13 protein-coding genes and 1 other annotated feature are annotated in these 15996 nt (G+C 49.1%); all 13 genes read left to right on the top strand.

Features of this window, described 5'->3' with window-relative positions:
• Nucleotides 1–2 precede the first annotated feature (2 nt).
• The 13 genes from ccsA to NOM90_RS15030 all read left to right on the top strand — a co-directional run bounded on the left by ccsA (nucleotide 3) and on the right by NOM90_RS15030 (nucleotide 15985).
• Nucleotides 3–830: a cytochrome c biogenesis protein CcsA gene (gene ccsA, locus NOM90_RS15090; RefSeq protein ID WP_255943113.1), complete on the top strand. Its 828-nt coding sequence runs from the start codon at nucleotides 3–5 to the stop codon at nucleotides 828–830.
• A gap of 7 nt (nucleotides 831–837) precedes the next feature.
• Nucleotides 838–1485 carry a precorrin-2 dehydrogenase/sirohydrochlorin ferrochelatase family protein gene (locus tag NOM90_RS15085; protein WP_255943112.1) on the top strand — a complete coding sequence of 216 codons (648 nt, stop codon included), beginning with the start codon at nucleotides 838–840 and terminating at the stop codon, nucleotides 1483–1485.
• Nucleotides 1486–1490: 5 nt separating this feature from the next.
• Complete coding sequence (gene hemC, locus NOM90_RS15080; RefSeq protein ID WP_255943110.1) at nucleotides 1491–2423, top strand: hydroxymethylbilane synthase; 933 nt, start codon at nucleotides 1491–1493, stop codon at nucleotides 2421–2423.
• A 4-nt stretch (nucleotides 2424–2427) separates the two neighbouring features.
• Nucleotides 2428–3978 carry a uroporphyrinogen-III C-methyltransferase gene (gene cobA, locus NOM90_RS15075; protein ID WP_255943108.1) on the top strand — a complete coding sequence of 517 codons (1551 nt, stop codon included), beginning with the start codon at nucleotides 2428–2430 and terminating at the stop codon, nucleotides 3976–3978.
• 66 nt (nucleotides 3979–4044) lie between these two features.
• Nucleotides 4045–5049, top strand: a complete 1005-nt coding sequence (gene hemB / locus NOM90_RS15070; protein WP_255943106.1) for a porphobilinogen synthase — start codon at nucleotides 4045–4047, stop codon at nucleotides 5047–5049.
• Nucleotides 5050–5097: 48 nt separating this feature from the next.
• On the top strand, nucleotides 5098–6399 hold the full coding sequence (gene hemL, locus NOM90_RS15065) for a glutamate-1-semialdehyde 2,1-aminomutase (RefSeq protein ID WP_255943105.1): 1302 nt from the start codon (nucleotides 5098–5100) through the stop codon (nucleotides 6397–6399).
• Complete coding sequence (locus tag NOM90_RS15060) at nucleotides 6399–7328, top strand: RluA family pseudouridine synthase (protein WP_255943104.1); 930 nt, start codon at nucleotides 6399–6401, stop codon at nucleotides 7326–7328. The genes hemL and NOM90_RS15060 overlap by 1 nt, the downstream gene beginning before the upstream one ends.
• Before the next feature lie 75 nt (nucleotides 7329–7403).
• Nucleotides 7404–7686, top strand: a binding site (T-box leader).
• A 73-nt stretch (nucleotides 7687–7759) separates the two neighbouring features.
• Nucleotides 7760–10432, top strand: a complete 2673-nt coding sequence (locus tag NOM90_RS15055) for a valine--tRNA ligase (RefSeq protein WP_255943103.1) — start codon at nucleotides 7760–7762, stop codon at nucleotides 10430–10432.
• Nucleotides 10433–10443: 11 nt separating this feature from the next.
• Nucleotides 10444–11817: a bifunctional folylpolyglutamate synthase/dihydrofolate synthase gene (locus NOM90_RS15050; RefSeq protein ID WP_255943102.1), complete on the top strand. Its 1374-nt coding sequence runs from the start codon at nucleotides 10444–10446 to the stop codon at nucleotides 11815–11817.
• A gap of 8 nt (nucleotides 11818–11825) precedes the next feature.
• The gene (gene murC / locus NOM90_RS15045) at nucleotides 11826–13205 is read left to right on the top strand and encodes a UDP-N-acetylmuramate--L-alanine ligase (RefSeq protein ID WP_255943100.1); all 1380 of its coding nucleotides are present in this window, start codon (nucleotides 11826–11828) and stop codon (nucleotides 13203–13205) included.
• A gap of 130 nt (nucleotides 13206–13335) precedes the next feature.
• Nucleotides 13336–13956: a Maf family protein gene (locus tag NOM90_RS15040; protein WP_255943098.1), complete on the top strand. Its 621-nt coding sequence runs from the start codon at nucleotides 13336–13338 to the stop codon at nucleotides 13954–13956.
• Between the two features lie 276 nt (nucleotides 13957–14232).
• The gene (gene radC / locus NOM90_RS15035) at nucleotides 14233–14922 is read left to right on the top strand and encodes a RadC family protein (RefSeq protein ID WP_255943095.1); all 690 of its coding nucleotides are present in this window, start codon (nucleotides 14233–14235) and stop codon (nucleotides 14920–14922) included.
• A 49-nt stretch (nucleotides 14923–14971) separates the two neighbouring features.
• Nucleotides 14972–15985: a rod shape-determining protein gene (locus NOM90_RS15030; protein ID WP_255943093.1), complete on the top strand. Its 1014-nt coding sequence runs from the start codon at nucleotides 14972–14974 to the stop codon at nucleotides 15983–15985.
• Nucleotides 15986–15996 lie beyond the last annotated feature (11 nt).

The following is a 15996-nucleotide window of genomic DNA, read 5'->3' as shown; positions in this document are numbered from 1 at the left end:
GAATGCTGTTGCTTACGAGCTTAATCGAATTAATGATTTACATTTATGCCCTGAGCCTTCTGTTCTATTTCTCCGATTGCGTAAGCCGCAGCGTGAGATCGCGGCGGATCGGCACAGGGCTTCTTGGTGTCACCGCTTTCCTTCAATTTTCAGTGATCGTTGTACGGATCGTGGTCGAAAATCGAGTGCCGATTTTTTCGATTTACGATTTTCTGTTTTTATTCGTGTGTGTTCTTACGGCAGCCGGTTTTGCTTTGGCGTTAACGCAAAAAGCAGAGTTCGTCGTCTTGATGCTTGGAACCGTTGGATTTACAGCGAGTGTATTGAATGAATTCTGGTTTTCGGTTGGCGAACACGCCGAGCATATCGGGTATACCCAACAATTGTTGCTCATCTTGCACGTTGTTTTGGCAAATTTGAGTCTTGTAGCTTTAACGATTGCAGCCGTGTTCGGCATTTTGTATCTGTTTTTATACGCGATGTTAAAAAAGAAAAAGTGGAACGATACGATTCGCCGTTTGCCGAGTTTGGAGCAGACTGAACGTTGGGCGCATTTATCCGTATTGACGGGGACGCCGTTATTGATCGTTTCGTTATTGGTCGCTTTTTTATTGATCGTCGCGCAAAAGCGTTGGGAAATGCTGTTTGATATTAAAGGGATTACGACTTTTGCGGCACTCGCCGTATACGGTATTTATTTTTTGCTGAAACGCACGCACAAATATTCCGGCTTTTCGATCGCAAAATGGACGCTTGTCGGATATGCGCTCGTGATTGTAAATTTGATCAGCAATGCGTTTTCCGAGTATCACAAATGGAACGGAGGCTGATCGGACAATGACGGAATATATGCCGATCATGCTGGATATCAGGGAGATGCCTGCGCTGCTTATTGGCGGGGGACGTGTTGCTCACCGCAAAGCTTCTCAGTTATTGTCTTCTGGTGCTGTACTGACAGTCATCAGCCCGAAGGTCAGTAACGAGATAGATCTTTGGAGTCAGACAGGAAAACTACACTGGATAGCTCGGGAAGCTACTGAGGAAGATGTTCAAAAATATAGGTTGATCTATCTAGCCAGTGACGATGAATCGCTTAACGATCGATTGGCAGAAGTCGCGCGCCGCAGCGGAGCATTAGTGAATGTTGCGAGTCGCGCAAAATCAGGGAACTTTATACATCCGGCGGTACTGCGACGTGGCAGGTTGGTCGTGGCAGCTTCGACCTCCGGAGCCGGACCATCGGTAGCGTCCGCTTTAATTCGGGAACTCGATGAACGTTTCGGCAATGAATACGAAACGTTCGCCGAGTTTCTTTACGTGATGCGGCAAAAAATAAGGAATTCCATACACCAGCCGCATGTCCGTCATGAATTGATGCGTAAATTAGCGGAAACCGATATACTGGATCAGATGAGAGCAGAAACATTCGTGCCGTGGAGCGAAAAACAAATGGACGAATGGATTCAAAAAGAGCGGGAGGAATAAAACGTATGCGCACCATTGTAGTCGGATCAAGGCAAAGTGCTTTGGCTTTAACCCAGACGGGTCAAGTCATCGAAGCGTTAGAGAAACTTGCGGGTGAGCTTGAACTCAATGTTCGTTTTGAAGTGAAAAAAATCGTGACCAAAGGCGATCGGATTTTGGACGTTACGCTGTCTAAAGTCGGCGGCAAAGGGTTATTCGTGAAAGAAATCGAACAAGCCTTGTTGGATAAAGAAATCGATATGGCGGTCCATAGCATGAAAGATATGCCATCCGAACTGCCCGAAGGATTAGTGAACGGCGCGGTACCGCTTCGTCAAGATCCGAGAGATTGCCTGATTTCGCGTGAAGGCGTTGATCTGGACGGACTGCCGCATGGAGCGAAAGTCGGTACGAGCAGCCTACGCCGCTCCAGCCAATTACTTGCTTATCGGCCGGATCTGAAGTTGGAATGGATACGCGGCAATATCGATTCGCGGCTTCGCAAGCTGGAGACCGAAGGTTTTGATGCGATTTTACTGGCGGCTGCGGGGCTGAAGCGAATGGGCTGGGAAGATCGAGTGACTTCGTATTTGCCGGTAGAGATTTGTTTGCCTGCGGTCGGACAAGGTGCTTTGGGCATCGAATGTCGCGAATCCGATACCGAGCTATTGCAATTGCTTGGAAAATATCAAGATAGCGATACGGCTATTACGGTAGCGGCAGAGCGTTCTCTTTTGTCTTCGCTCAATGGGGGATGCCAAGTTCCGATCGGGGCTTACGCAACGCTTAGCGAAGACAGAAAAACCGTACATTTGACCGGGCTTGTCGGCAAACCGGATGGCAGCGTATTGCTTAAAGAATCTTCTTCCGGAACCGATCCGATTGCATTAGGTCGCGAAGTGGCGAAGCTTTTGGCGGATCAAGGTGCGGACGAAATTCTCGAACAAGCGAGGGACTAAATAGATGAGCAAAGGGAAAGTGTATCTTGTTGGAGCAGGACCTGGCGATGCGAAGCTGATTACGTTAAAAGGTTTGGAATGTATCAAAAAAGCGGATGTCGTCGTCTATGACCGTTTGGCAAGTCCAAGACTGCTGCGTCAAATGAAACCCGGAGCTCGCAAAATCTATGTCGGCAAACGGACCGAACGTCATACGATGAAGCAAGAAGATATCAACAAGCTGCTTGTTGAACTGGCTTTGGAAGATCAGATCGTTGTACGGCTTAAAGGTGGCGACCCGACTGTATTTGGCAGAGTGGGCGAAGAAGCGGAAGAACTTAGACAACATGGGATTCCGTACGAAATTGTGCCGGGGATCACCTCTTCGATCGCAGTTCCGGCGTATGCAGGAATTCCGGTTACGCATCGCAATTTGGCTTCGTCGTTTTCAGTCATTACCGGACACGAAAATCCGGAAAAGCTTGATAAAATGATCAAATGGGACAAAGTAACCAACGCAACAGGGACACTGGTCTTCATGATGGGCGTCGCTCAGATCGGGCATATTACGACTCAATTGCTTAAACATGGTCGCCCGGCGACAACGCCGGTTGCATTGGTTCGTTGGGGAACCCGCGCTGAGCAAGAGACTTTGGTAGGCACGTTAGAAGATATTGCTGCTAAAGTTGCAGAGCGCGATTTCAAGCCTCCTGCGGTTATCGTCGTGGGAGAAGTAGTCGGTCAGCGCGAACGCCTGCAATGGGCAGAACAAATGCCTCTTTTTGGACGACGGATTTTGGTGACGCGTTCGCGTAGTCAAGCGAGTCAATTGGTAGACCGGATCGAAGAAATGGGCGGCGAACCTTACGAGTTTCCGGTCATCGAGACGGTTATGCCGCAAGATGAACAACAAATTCAATCTATTCGACAGACGTTTGCTCATTTGGAGCAATACGATTGGTTATTTTTCACGAGCGTCAACGGAGTCGAATACTTTTTCCGTCATTTAGATGAAAAACAGTTAGATATTCGCGTGTTGCATCGGGCGAAGATTGCAGCCGTAGGTCCAGCTACCATCGAAGCGCTGCGTGTACGGGGAATTCGCAGCGAAGCGCCGCCGGAAAACTTCGACGCGGAAGGGATGATCGAGACTTTTGGCGATCGGTTGATTCCGGGTCAAAAAGTACTATTGCCGCGCGGAGATTTGGCACGTTCTTGGCTGCCTCAGACTTTGCGAGAACGTGGTCTTGACGTGACGGAGCTCGATACGTACGAGACGGTCTTAACGCAAGAAAACGATGAAGAATTGCTGGATCTATTGCAAGACGGCAAAATCCATGCGATTACTTTTACCAGTTCATCGACGGTTCGTAACCTAGTTGCCGTATTGAAGCGAATGGGGCAGACGGACGCAGTTCAACTATTGAACACATCCGTGATTGCATGTATCGGACCTCAGACAGCAAATACGGCGAAAGAATTAGGTCTGCATGTCGATTTGTTGGCGCAAGAAGCGACGATTGAAGGATTACTCGATGTTCTGTGCAGATGGAACGCTTCTTCGGAACGAACATAACAGATAATACCCGTTAGGAAACGGGGATCAGATCTATATTTCATATAAAAGGGAGTTTGATTAGAAATGGCATTTCCAACCGTAAGACACCGTCGTTTGCGTCGTACAGCGGCGCTTCGCAGCATGGTGCGCGAGACCAGTATCAGCGCAGACGATTTTATCATGCCGATCTTCGTGACGTACGGAGAAGGCGTAAAGACCGAGATTAGTTCGATGCCGGGCGTGTATAATTTCTCGCTTGACACCCTTCAAGCCGAAGTGGACGAGATTGTGGAACTCGGGATCAAAGCCGTCGTTTTGTTCGGAATTCCGGAAACCAAGGACAGTGTAGGCACAGGCGCTTATGCGCAAGACGGTATCGTTCAACAAGCGACGCGCAAAATCAAAGCTTGGTATCCCGATCTGCTTGTTGTCGCCGATACTTGCCTGTGTGAATTTACCGATCACGGTCATTGCGGTATGGTGCATACCTTCGAACGTGACGGGCATGTACACGGCGATGTATTGAATGATGAATCGCTGGAACTGCTGGTTCGCACGGCAGTATCGCAAGCAGAAGCGGGCGCAGATATTATCGCTCCTTCGAATATGATGGACGGCTACGTGCAAGCGATTCGAGAAGGCTTGGATGCAGCGGGATACGATCAGATTCCGATTATGGCATATTCAGTGAAATATTCGTCCGCATTTTACGGGCCTTTCCGCGAAGCGGCTGATTCGGCTCCGCAATTCGGCGATCGCAAAACGTATCAAATGGACCCGGCAAATGCACTTGAAGCCATTCGCGAAGCTGAAAGCGATGTGCTGGAAGGCGCGGACATGTTGATGGTGAAACCAGCGATGGCGTATATGGATATTATTCGTACGATCAAAAACGAATTCGATCTTCCGCTTGTTGCTTACAATGTCAGCGGCGAGTACGCGATGGTCAAAGCAGCAGCGGGTAACGGCTGGATCAATGAAAAAGCGATTGTGTTAGAGCTGTTGACGGGTCTAAAACGCGCGGGTGCAGACATCATTATCACGTATCATTCCAAAGATGCGGCTCGTTGGTTGCGCGAAGCGCGCTAGTGGAGGGTAATAACCAGTCTAGCCTATTACTTATGAAGGAGTGATTTTGTGAACGAGTCTGTATCCAAACGTATTGATACCAAATCGAGCGCGGCTTTTGCGGAAGCTAAACAATATATTCCCGGTGGAGTCAATAGCCCGGTGCGTGCTTTTAAATCGGTCGGTCTGACTCCAGTCTATATTGACCGAGGCGAAGGATCGCGCGTCTACGATATTGATGGCAACGTATTTATTGATTATGTCGGTTCTTGGGGACCGCTCATTATGGGGCATGCCCATCCTGACGTGGTTCGTGCTTTGCAAGAAACCGCGGCAAAAGGAACGAGTTTTGGCGCACCGACCTTAATCGAGACGGAGATGGCAAAATTAGTCGCGGAACGTGTCCCGTCTGTGGATATCGTACGGATGGTAAACTCCGGTACGGAAGCGACACTTAGTGCGATTCGATTAGCGCGCGGCGTGACGAAACGCGATAAAATTCTGAAGTTCGAAGGTTCGTATCACGGTCATAGCGATAGTCTGTTGATCAAAGCCGGTTCCGGCGTGGCAACATTGGGATTGCCGGATAGCCCGGGCGTTCCGGAGTCGGTCGCTTCCAATACGATTACCGTTCCGTATAATGACCTGTCTTCGGTTCAATTGGCTTTCGAAAAATTCGGCGAACAGATCGCTTGTATTATCGTGGAGCCGATTGCGGGCAACATGGGCGTTGTACTTCCAAAATCCGGATTCCTTGAAGGGTTGCGCGAAGTCACAGAGCGTTACGGAAGCTTGCTTATTTTTGACGAAGTCATGACTGGGTTCCGGGTACATTTGAATTCGGCGCAAGGACGATATGGCGTGACGCCGGATTTGACTTGTTTCGGCAAAGTCATCGGAGGCGGTCTGCCTGTAGGCGCTTATGGCGGCAAACGGGAAATTATGGAGCAAGTTGCGCCAAGCGGACCGATCTATCAAGCCGGTACGCTGAGCGGAAACCCGCTGGCGATGATTGCTGGATATACGACGCTTAATCTGTTGACTCCGGCGGTATATGAACGCTTGGAACAAGCCGGAGCCAGACTTCAAGCCGGATTCGAAAAAAATGCTCAAGAAGCCGGGATTCCGGTTACGATTAATCGCGTCGGTTCGATGGTATGCCCATTCTTCAACGCAGAAGCTGTTGTCGACTACGATAGCGCGAAAAATAGCGATCTCGACTTGTTCCGCCGTTATTTCGCGGCGATGATCGATCGCGGCATTAGCGTAGCGCCGTCGCAGTTCGAAGGCATGTTCGTGTCGGCGATGCACTCCGATGACGATATCGACGCGACGATTGCAGCGCATCGCAGCGCGCTGCTTTCTCTGTAATGGCGCGTTCTTGGACGCGCCGAGGCGAATGGATCGAGACGGCGGCTCCCAAATTCGTAGCCGCCGATTCTTTGGAGCCGGAAGAGCCTAGCGCCGCTACGCCGCGAACGGCTGAAGCTTTTGCCGCCGCTGCGCTAAGCGTGCCGGAGAAGCTTGCGCGTCGCCTGCTGCACTTGGGCGACGTACAAGTGCGCGGCGGGCGCGCAAGACTGCGATTGCGCCCGGACGAAGCCTACGGCTTCGAGCCTCTTTGGAGCGAAGAGGCGCTGCAAGTGCTGTTTGAAGACGACTTCTGCTTAGTCGTCCACAAGCTTGCCGGGATGCCGGTTCATCCCGACGGAGGCGCTTCGCGCCTGACGCTTGCGAACGCAGTCGCTGCGCATTACATGACGAACGGCGAAGCTTGCGCCGTTCATCATGTGCACCGGCTGGACGAGTACACGTCCGGGCCGGTGCTGTACGCCAAAGGCGAGTTCGCCCGGCTGGCGCTCGACGCGCAGATGCGCGAGAAAGCCATCCGCCGCATTTATGTGGCGCTGGCGGAAGGCACAGTCCCGCAAGGCCTGCGCGTCATCGACGCGCCGATCGGGCGGGATCGCCACCACAACAGCCGCCGCCGGGTAACCCCCGGCGGGCAAGACGCACTCACTAGAGTCGAGTGCTTGCAGACGTTGGCAGGCGGCGCAGCCAGCCTGATTCGCCTTGAACTTGAGACCGGACGCACGCATCAAATTCGCGTGCATATGGCGCACGCCGGCTATCCGCTTGTCGGAGACACCTTATACGGCGGTTCAAACGAATGGCTCAGCCGCCAAGCGCTGCACGGCGAACAGCTCATTTTCCAGCATCCTTTTACCGGAGAAGAGATTGAAGTGACCGACCCCTTACCTCAAGACTTGGACGCCCTAGTGAACCGCTTGAAGGAATAGAAAGCAACTCACCTAAGGATTGACGATACTAGGGATGCACGGTATGATAAAGAATATTCATGCAACAACTTAAACGCAAAGACAGAGAACGGGAAGAGTAGGCAACAGACCCTTCAGAGAGCGGAATTCGTAGGCTGCAAAATTCCGTAGGACGTAGGTTGACCGAAGTCGCCCGGGAGTCGTTTTTCTGAACCTGTTTGATCCTTTTCGTTTTGAATAGGAAATCGGCAGCTAGGAATTACCGGTTTACGGCCGTTATTCGTATGAGTGCCTCAGCGATATTCTGGGTGTTTTTTGTGAACATCAGAAGCTGTGGAACAAAGGTGGTACCGCGAAAGCATGTCCTTTCGTCCTTTGCGACGAAGGGCTTTTTTTATTGCCTTTTTTTGAAAATCAAAATGGATTCATCCAAATTCCGGGAGGGCTGTCCAATGACGGAACCATCAAACCACGAAAATCAAAATGCTTTGCCGACCACATACGATCCAAAAGCCGCCGAGCAAAAATGGTACAAATATTGGGAAGAAAACGAGTTTTTCAAAGCGGGCAGAGTACCTGAAGCGAAGCCTTATAGCATCGTAATCCCGCCTCCGAACGTAACCGGTGTGCTACATATCGGTCATGCGCTCGACTTTACGCTGCAAGATATTTTGGTACGTACCAAGCGGATGCAAGGGTATGATGCGCTTTGGTTGCCGGGTTCTGACCATGCCGGTATCGCGACGCAAACCAAAGTTGAACAAAAATTGCGCGAACAAGGTCTGAGCCGTCATGATCTGGGACGCGAAAAGTTTTTGGAGCAGACTTGGGAATGGAAAGAAACGTACGCGGGCAATATCAAAGCACAATGGGCGAAAATGGGTCTCTCGCTGGACTATTCCCGTGAGCGTTTCACGTTGGATGAAGGGCTGTCTGACGCGGTTAAAGAAGTTTTCGTGAAACTGTATGACAAAGGCCTGATCTATCGCGGCAAACGGATTATTAACTGGGACCCGGCTGCACGTACTGCGCTGTCGGATATCGAAGTGGAATACAAAGAAACGCAAGGTCATCTGTATCATCTGGAATACCCGCTCAAAGACGGAAGCGGTTCGATCACCGTTGCTACAACGCGTCCAGAAACGATGTTGGGCGATACCGCAGTGGCTGTACATCCGGAAGACGAACGTTATACCGATATGATCGGGAAAATGCTGGTGCTGCCGATTATCGGTCGTGAAATTCCGGTTATCGCTGACGATTATGTCGAAAAAGAATTCGGTAGCGGTGCGGTGAAAATCACGCCTTCGCATGATCCGAACGACTTTGAAGTCGGTTTGCGTCATGATTTGCCACAAATCACGGTAATGGATGAAGGCGGCATCATGAATAGTGAAGCGGGTCCTTATGAAGGTCTCGATCGCGCGGATTGCCGCAAAAAAATCGTGAATGATCTCAAAGAGCAAGGCGTATTGACGAAGATCGAAGATCACTTGCATCAAGTGGGACATAGTGAACGCACCAACGCGATTGTCGAGCCTTATCTGTCCACGCAATGGTTTGTTAAGATGCAGCCGTTGGCAGAACCTGTTGTCGCTGCTCAAAAATCGGGCGAAGGCGTTAATTTTGTGCCGGATCGTTTCGAACGCACGTATTTGCACTGGATGGAAAATGTACGCGACTGGTGTATTTCCCGCCAATTGTGGTGGGGACACCGAATTCCGGCTTGGTACTCCGAAGAAACCGGAGAAATGGTTGTCGCGAAAAGCGAAGAAGAAGCTCGCGAGAAACTGGGACGCGACGATCTGGTTCAAGATAACGATGTACTCGATACTTGGTTCAGTTCTGCATTATGGCCGTTTTCGACAATGGGCTGGCCGAACGAAGAAAGCGAAGACTTCAAGCGTTACTATCCGGTCAACGTATTGGTAACCGGATACGATATTATTCCGTTCTGGGTATCGCGTATGATCTTCCAAGGTCTTGAATTTACCGGCAAAATGCCGTTCCAAGATACATTGATTCACGGGCTTGTTCGCGATAGCGAAGGACGCAAAATGTCCAAATCGCTCGGCAACGGCGTCGATCCGCTTGAAGTCATCGAGAAATACGGTGCGGACGCGATGCGCTTTATGTTGTCGACAGGCATTACGCCAGGTCAAGATTTGCGCTTCCGTTGGGAACGCGTCGAGCAGATTCGTAACTTTGCCAACAAGATCTGGAACGCTTCGCGTTTTGCACTGATGAATCTTGAAGGCTTTAGTTTCGATCAGATCGATATTAGCGGCGAATTGACGACAGCAGATCGTTGGATCTTGCATCGGATGAACGAGACGGCACGCGATATTACACGTCTGATTGATGCTTACGAATTCGGAGAAACCGGACGACTGCTCTATACTTTCATCTGGGACGACCTGTGCGACTGGTATATCGAATTTGCGAAACTTTCGCTCTATGGCGAAGATGCTGCCGCAAAAGCAAAAACTCAATCGGTACTGGCTTATGTGCTTGACCGTACGATGCGTATGATCCATCCGTTCATGCCATTTATTTCGGAAGAAATTTGGCAGCATTTGCCGCACGAAGGCGAGACGGTAACCCTTGCAGCTTGGCCAACCTACGATGAAGCTTTTGAAAATGCAGAAGCGGCACGCGAAATGGAATTGCTGATGGAAATCATTCGTTCGGTTCGTAATATTCGCGCTGAAGTGAATGTGCCGATGAGCAAAAAGGTCGAATTGAATATCAAAGCCACTTCGCCGGAAATGTTGGACATTTTGAATGCGAACGAGACGTATATCCAGCGTTTCTGCAACACGTCCGATTACGCAAGCGGGCTGGATTTGCAAGCGCCGGATAAAGCGATGACTTCCGTGATTACAGGAGCCGAGCTGTATCTGCCTCTTGCCGGATTAATCGATATCGCGCAAGAAATCGCCCGTCTCGAAAAAGAAGTGAAAACATTGAATGCCGAAGTGGAGCGCGTAGATAAAAAGTTATCGAACCCGGGCTTCACATCGAAAGCACCTGCCCATGTCATCGAAGAAGAACGTGCGAAACAAGCCGACTACTCCGATAAGCGCGATAAAGTGCTGGCTCGAATCGCCGAACTGAAAGGGTAAGGGGATTTCAGATGGAAAACAATGAACGAGGCGCGATCGCGCCTCTAACTTCTTATGCCGAAGCGGTGGATTGGATCAACGGATTGATTCCTTTTGGCATTCGTCCGGGGCTTGAACGAATCGAAGCGCTGATGGAACATTTCGGTCATCCGCACCGACGTCTGAAATTCGTACATGTGGCAGGAACGAACGGCAAAGGTTCCACCTGCGCGTTTTTGACAAGTGTATTGATTCATAACGGGTATGATGTCGGGACGTTTACGTCTCCTTTTATCACGAAGTTTACGAATCGTTTTCAGTACAACGGTGAAGATATTCCAGATGAGACGCTGCTCGAATTATCGAATCGGCTGCGCCCGGTAGTGAAGCAACTTGCAGCGACAGAGATGGGTTCGCCCACGATGTTCGAAGTCTCGACGGCGCTTGCGATTTTGTATTACGCGGACGTATGCTTCCCGGATGTCGTCATTTGGGAAACAGGGCTAGGTGGACGTATGGACGTGACGAATATCGTGAACCCTGTATTGTCGGTTATCACGAATGTAGGTCACGACCATATGGATATTCTCGGCGATACGTTAGAGAAGATTGCGACCGAGAAAGCGGGCATTATCAAGCCGGGAGTTCCAGTTGTGACAAGCGTTAGCCAACCCGAAGCTTTGAACATCATCAAGCAGACCGCTGCTTCGCGCAACAGTTCGTGTTATGCGGCAGGCGAAAAGTTCTTTTTCCAAAAAGTACAGACTGACGATCCTATGCAAAAGCTGCATTTCCAAGGCCCTTTCCGTGAGTTCGATCTATCGATTTCGCTGCGTGGCGAATATCAATTAGAAAATGCGGCAGGTGCTTTTATGGCGCTTGAAGTGTTGCGTCAATATATGGCTTTTCAGCTTGAAGATGATAAGATTATTGAAGGGTTCAGATCGACATTTTGGGCGGGACGAATGGAGCTTGTTCAGCATACACCGCGTATTTTGATCGATGGCGCGCATAATCCTGAAGGGGCTGCCGCTTTGGCGCAAAGTTTGAGTCACGATTGGCAGGCAAAGAAAATTGTACTCATGATGGGGATGTTATCGACCAAAAGCCATGAAGACTATTTGAAGCATATTTTGCCTTTGGTTGACGAATTGATTTTGACTGAACCGGATTTCCGTAAAAAAATGGACGCTTACGCTTTGGCAGAGATTGTAGAAGGCTTACGTTCAATTTATGCCAAAGACCATCTTCAAATTACCGTGCAACCGGATTGGCAAAAAGCTTTGACCGAATTTAAAACATTAATTGGACCGGATGACCTTGGAGTTATCTCTGGAACGCTTTATTTAATTTCCGACGTGCGTGCGCAATTGCTGCACCAGGCCGATTCTGAGAAAGGTTGGTGAAACCCCTTATGAAAAACAACGAACACATCCATTTCATCGGCATCGGCGGTTACGGCATGAGTGCAATTGCCCGAGTTTTGCTAGAAATGGGTTACAAAATTACAGGTTCCGATGTTGCGGAACAAAGCCTTACCAAAAGATTGGTTGAAGAAGGTGCAGAGATTCACTATGGGCACCGAGCTGAATATGTAACAGGAGCCGATACTGTCGTGTATTCGACAGCACTGCCGGAAGATAATGTAGAGAGAGTCGAAGCTCTTCGCCTTGGGATTCCGACGATTCACCGTTCGCAAATGTTGGCTCGTCTTCTGAACGAACGTCAAGGAATTGCAGTTGCAGGTGCGCACGGCAAAACGACAACGTCGTCGATGACGGCACTTGCAATGGAAGAATGCGGGACAGATCCGACGTATATTATCGGCGGCGAGATTGTTGGTTTCGGAACGAACGCCAAAGCAGGCAAAAGCGATTTTGTGGTCGCAGAAGCGGATGAGAGCGACGGTACGTTTTTGCAGTATCACCCTTATATCAGCATCGTGACGAATATCGAAGCCGATCATTTGGAAAATTACGAAGGCAGCTTTGAAAAAATCAAAGAAGCTTACGTTCAATTTTTGAATCAGACTCGCGAAGACGGCTGCGCGATTGTATGCGGAGACGACGAGAACTTACGCGAAATGATGCCGAAGTTGTCTTGCAAACTTGTGACTTACGGCATGGGCGAAGATGCGGATTATCGTATTTCGGACATCGAGCTGGGAGACCGCCGTGCGTCGTTCACACTCAGCACCGAAGGTGTGGAGCTGGGTAGAGTGAATCTGTTTGTCCCGGGTAAATACAATGTCTACAACGCTACGGCTGCTTTGATTGCTTGTTTGAAAAGCGGAATTCCGTTCGAAGAAGCGGCGATTGGGCTGTCGAAATTCCACGGAGCCAAACGTCGTTTCCAAGTGCTTGCCGATACGTCGGGTGTACTCGTCGTTGACGATTATGCGCATCACCCAACCGAGATTGAAGCTACACTGCGTGCAGCTAAATCGACAGGCAAACGAATTGTGGCAATTTTCCAACCTCAACGGTATACGCGTACGTTCTTCTTGCTAGATGCGTTTAGTCGAGCTTTCTCGGATGCAGACGAAGCGATCATCGTCGATATTTATTCGCCTGCTGGTGAGCAACCGATCGAAGGCGTTCATTCGTCTTCATTGACTGAACTGATTCAGCAAAATAGTAATCCTAACGCTAAATATTTGGCGACGCAGCAAGAAGTGCTCAATTACTTGTCTACGGCGATCGGAGAAGGAGATTTAGTGATTACAATGGGAGCGGGCGATATTTGGAAAGTTTCGCACCAAGTCGCTGAAGATTGGAATAAACTCAGTCTATAATTTTCAAAAATCCGTTCTCGGCGTACAAGGCGAGAACGGATTTTTTTGTAAGGGATCAAGGAAGCTTGAGACGGTGGAATCGTTCATTTATAATGATGAAGGGTTGATGGACAAAGGAGGAACGTAAGACATGAGTACAGATCCAAAGCGATTGATTCTCGCTTCGAGTTCTCCAAGAAGACGAGAGCTGCTCTCGCTTTTGAATATACCTTTTGAAGTGAACGCTAGTGATACCGACGAAAGCGTACCGGATCACTGGACACCTCAGCAAATTGTACAAGAGCTGGCTTTACGCAAAGCACGAGCGATTATTTCGGATACTCAACCTAGTTCCCAAGATGCAATTGTGATTGGAAGCGACACGATTGTGGTACAAGATGGAGTTGTGTTAGGCAAGCCGAAAGATGCGAATGATGCAAAGCGTATGTTAAATCTGTTATCTGGAAGTACGCATCAAGTGTATACCGGAGTAGCTTGTATCGATCTTGCAAATCAACAGGAATTATGCCAATTCAGTCAAGCGAATGTAACGATGCGTATTCTTCATGAATACGAGATCGAAGCGTATATTGCTGGCGGTGAGCCAATGGACAAAGCCGGTTCTTATGCCGTTCAAGGGCTAGGTGCGGTATTTGTTGAAAAAATCGAAGGCGATTATCATACGATTGTCGGACTGCCGATCGGATTGCTGTATCAGATGTTACAACAATTCGGTATTCATGCGTTATCTACAGCGAGCAAAATTCTCTAAACCTTTCGGTTCTTTTGACTCGACTCGATTGCAAGCGACGAGCGTGCTATAATGACAAAGTTACATAGCTTTCGTGTTGAAAATCAGACCATAGTCGTGGATTGATACGGTGCATAGGCTTCAGGTTGACAAGCCGCTTTTAGCTGGTATTGTTTAAAAGGGGCAAATCGGTGCTGCCGTTTTTGAGTTGAACAAGCGCATGTCCCGATCCTGCCATGATCGAATACACAAGTTGAACACGGAAGCGGCGTTCCATTTCGAAGGGACGACTGCTATATGGAAACTTCTACTATTATGCTTCGCGATCTTCCACGTGAAGAACGACCGAGAGAACGAATGTTGAAGTACGGGGCGCAGGCGCTTAGCCATGCCGAACTACTTGCGATTTTACTTCGAACTGGTACACATAGTGAGTCTGCGATTATGATCGCTCAGCGTATATTGGGACAATCCGGAGGTCTTCGCGGTCTTGCAGACTACGGGATCGAAGAATTAATCGAAATCAAGGGCATAGGCCCAGCAAAAGCCCTTCAATTGAAAGCGGCGATGGAACTGGGGCGGCGCATAGTGGCCTCACGTTTGAGTGAATCCGTGACGATTCGTAGCCCAAAAGATGCGGCAGAATTGTTGACAGAACAGCTCAGATATCTTCAAAAAGAACATTTCGTTTGTCTTTTTCTAAATACGAAAAATGTCGTGATTGCACAAGAAACGTTGTCGATCGGAAGTTTAAATGCGTCGATTGTGCATCCTCGCGAAGTTTTTCGCGCCGCGATTAAGTACAGCAGCGCTTCGATTGTCTGTGCGCATAATCATCCAAGCGGTGATCCTACGCCGAGCCCGGAAGATCTTGCGATTACCAAACGATTAGTCGAAGCTGGGCAGATCGTAGGAATCGATGTGTTGGATCATATCGTCGTCGGCGACGGTCGATTTATCAGTCTAAAAGAACAAGGTTTGATGTGAAATAACACAACGAAAATTGAATTTGAATGAGAAAGGGAGTTAAAAGAAAATGATGGGCAATAAAGATCTAGGTATCGATTTGGGAACTGCAAACACACTGGTATATGTACGAGGAAAAGGCATTGTAGTAAGAGAACCTTCGGTTGTCGCGTTGCGCACCGATACCAAAACAATCGAGGCTGTTGGTGAAGATGCCAAAAAAATGATCGGTCGTACACCAGGGAATATCCGTGCGATTCGTCCAATGAAAGACGGCGTTATTGCCGATTTCGATACAACAGCAACGATGCTTAAATACTTCATCAACCAAGCGCAGAAAAAACGCTCGATGTTCCAACGTCATCCGAACGTTATGGTATGCGTTCCTTCGGGAATTACAGCGGTTGAACAACGTGCGGTTGAAGATGCAACCAAACAAGCCGGTGCGCGTGAAGCTTATACCATTGAAGAACCGTTTGCAGCCGCAATTGGTGCAGATCTTCCGGTATGGGAACCTACAGGTAGCATGGTTGTTGATATCGGCGGCGGTACAACTGAAGTTGCCGTAATTTCGCTTGGTGGTATCGTTACCGCTCGTTCGGTACGCGTTGCAGGCGACGAAATGGATGAGTCTATCATTCAATACGTAAAACGCCAATACAATCTGATGATTGGTGAACGTACATCGGAAATGTTGAAAATGGAGATCGGTTCTGCGATCCAAATGGAGTCGCCAGAAACCATCGAAATTCGCGGTCGCGATCTCGTGACAGGTCTTCCGAAAACAATCTCTATCACTGCACATGAAATCACAGAAGCTTTGGCAGATACCGTAAGTTCGATCGTTGAAGCGGTAAAAGTGACTTTGGAAAAATGCCCGCCAGAATTGGCAGCCGATATCATGGATCGCGGTATTGTATTGACAGGCGGCGGCGCTTTGCTGCGCAATCTGGATAAACTACTTGCAGGCGAAACGGGAATGCCGGTTATCGTAGCTGAAAATCCACTGGATTGTGTCGCAATCGGTACAGGTCGCGCACTCGATAATATCCACCTATTCAAGTCCCGTTCCAAACGCGGCTAAACGAAAGGTGT

Source organism: Saccharibacillus sp. JS10 (genome assembly GCF_024436065.1).
In the GTDB taxonomy this organism is placed as follows: Bacteria; Bacillota; Bacilli; order Paenibacillales; family Paenibacillaceae; genus Saccharibacillus.
The sequence above is the reverse complement of the archived record's forward strand: the minus strand, read 5'-3'. Positions and strand labels throughout refer to the sequence as shown.

Excerpts from the sequence above, each read along its gene's own strand:
- NOM90_RS15085 (WP_255943112.1), top strand. The coding sequence starts at position 838 with ATGACGGAATATATGCCGATCATGCTGGATATCAGGGAGATGCCTGCG.
- hemB (WP_255943106.1), top strand. The coding sequence starts at position 4,045 with ATGGCATTTCCAACCGTAAGACACCGTCGTTTGCGTCGTACAGCGGCG.
- NOM90_RS15060 (WP_255943104.1), top strand. The coding sequence starts at position 6,399 with ATGGCGCGTTCTTGGACGCGCCGAGGCGAATGGATCGAGACGGCGGCT.
- cobA (WP_255943108.1), top strand. The coding sequence starts at position 2,428 with ATGAGCAAAGGGAAAGTGTATCTTGTTGGAGCAGGACCTGGCGATGCG.
- NOM90_RS15050 (WP_255943102.1), top strand. The coding sequence starts at position 10,444 with ATGGAAAACAATGAACGAGGCGCGATCGCGCCTCTAACTTCTTATGCC.
- hemC (WP_255943110.1), top strand. The coding sequence starts at position 1,491 with ATGCGCACCATTGTAGTCGGATCAAGGCAAAGTGCTTTGGCTTTAACC.
- NOM90_RS15040 (WP_255943098.1), top strand. The coding sequence starts at position 13,336 with ATGAGTACAGATCCAAAGCGATTGATTCTCGCTTCGAGTTCTCCAAGA.
- NOM90_RS15055 (WP_255943103.1), top strand. The coding sequence starts at position 7,760 with ATGACGGAACCATCAAACCACGAAAATCAAAATGCTTTGCCGACCACA.
- NOM90_RS15030 (WP_255943093.1), top strand. The coding sequence starts at position 14,972 with ATGATGGGCAATAAAGATCTAGGTATCGATTTGGGAACTGCAAACACA.
- ccsA (WP_255943113.1), top strand. The coding sequence starts at position 3 with ATGCTGTTGCTTACGAGCTTAATCGAATTAATGATTTACATTTATGCC.
- murC (WP_255943100.1), top strand. The coding sequence starts at position 11,826 with ATGAAAAACAACGAACACATCCATTTCATCGGCATCGGCGGTTACGGC.
- radC (WP_255943095.1), top strand. The coding sequence starts at position 14,233 with ATGGAAACTTCTACTATTATGCTTCGCGATCTTCCACGTGAAGAACGA.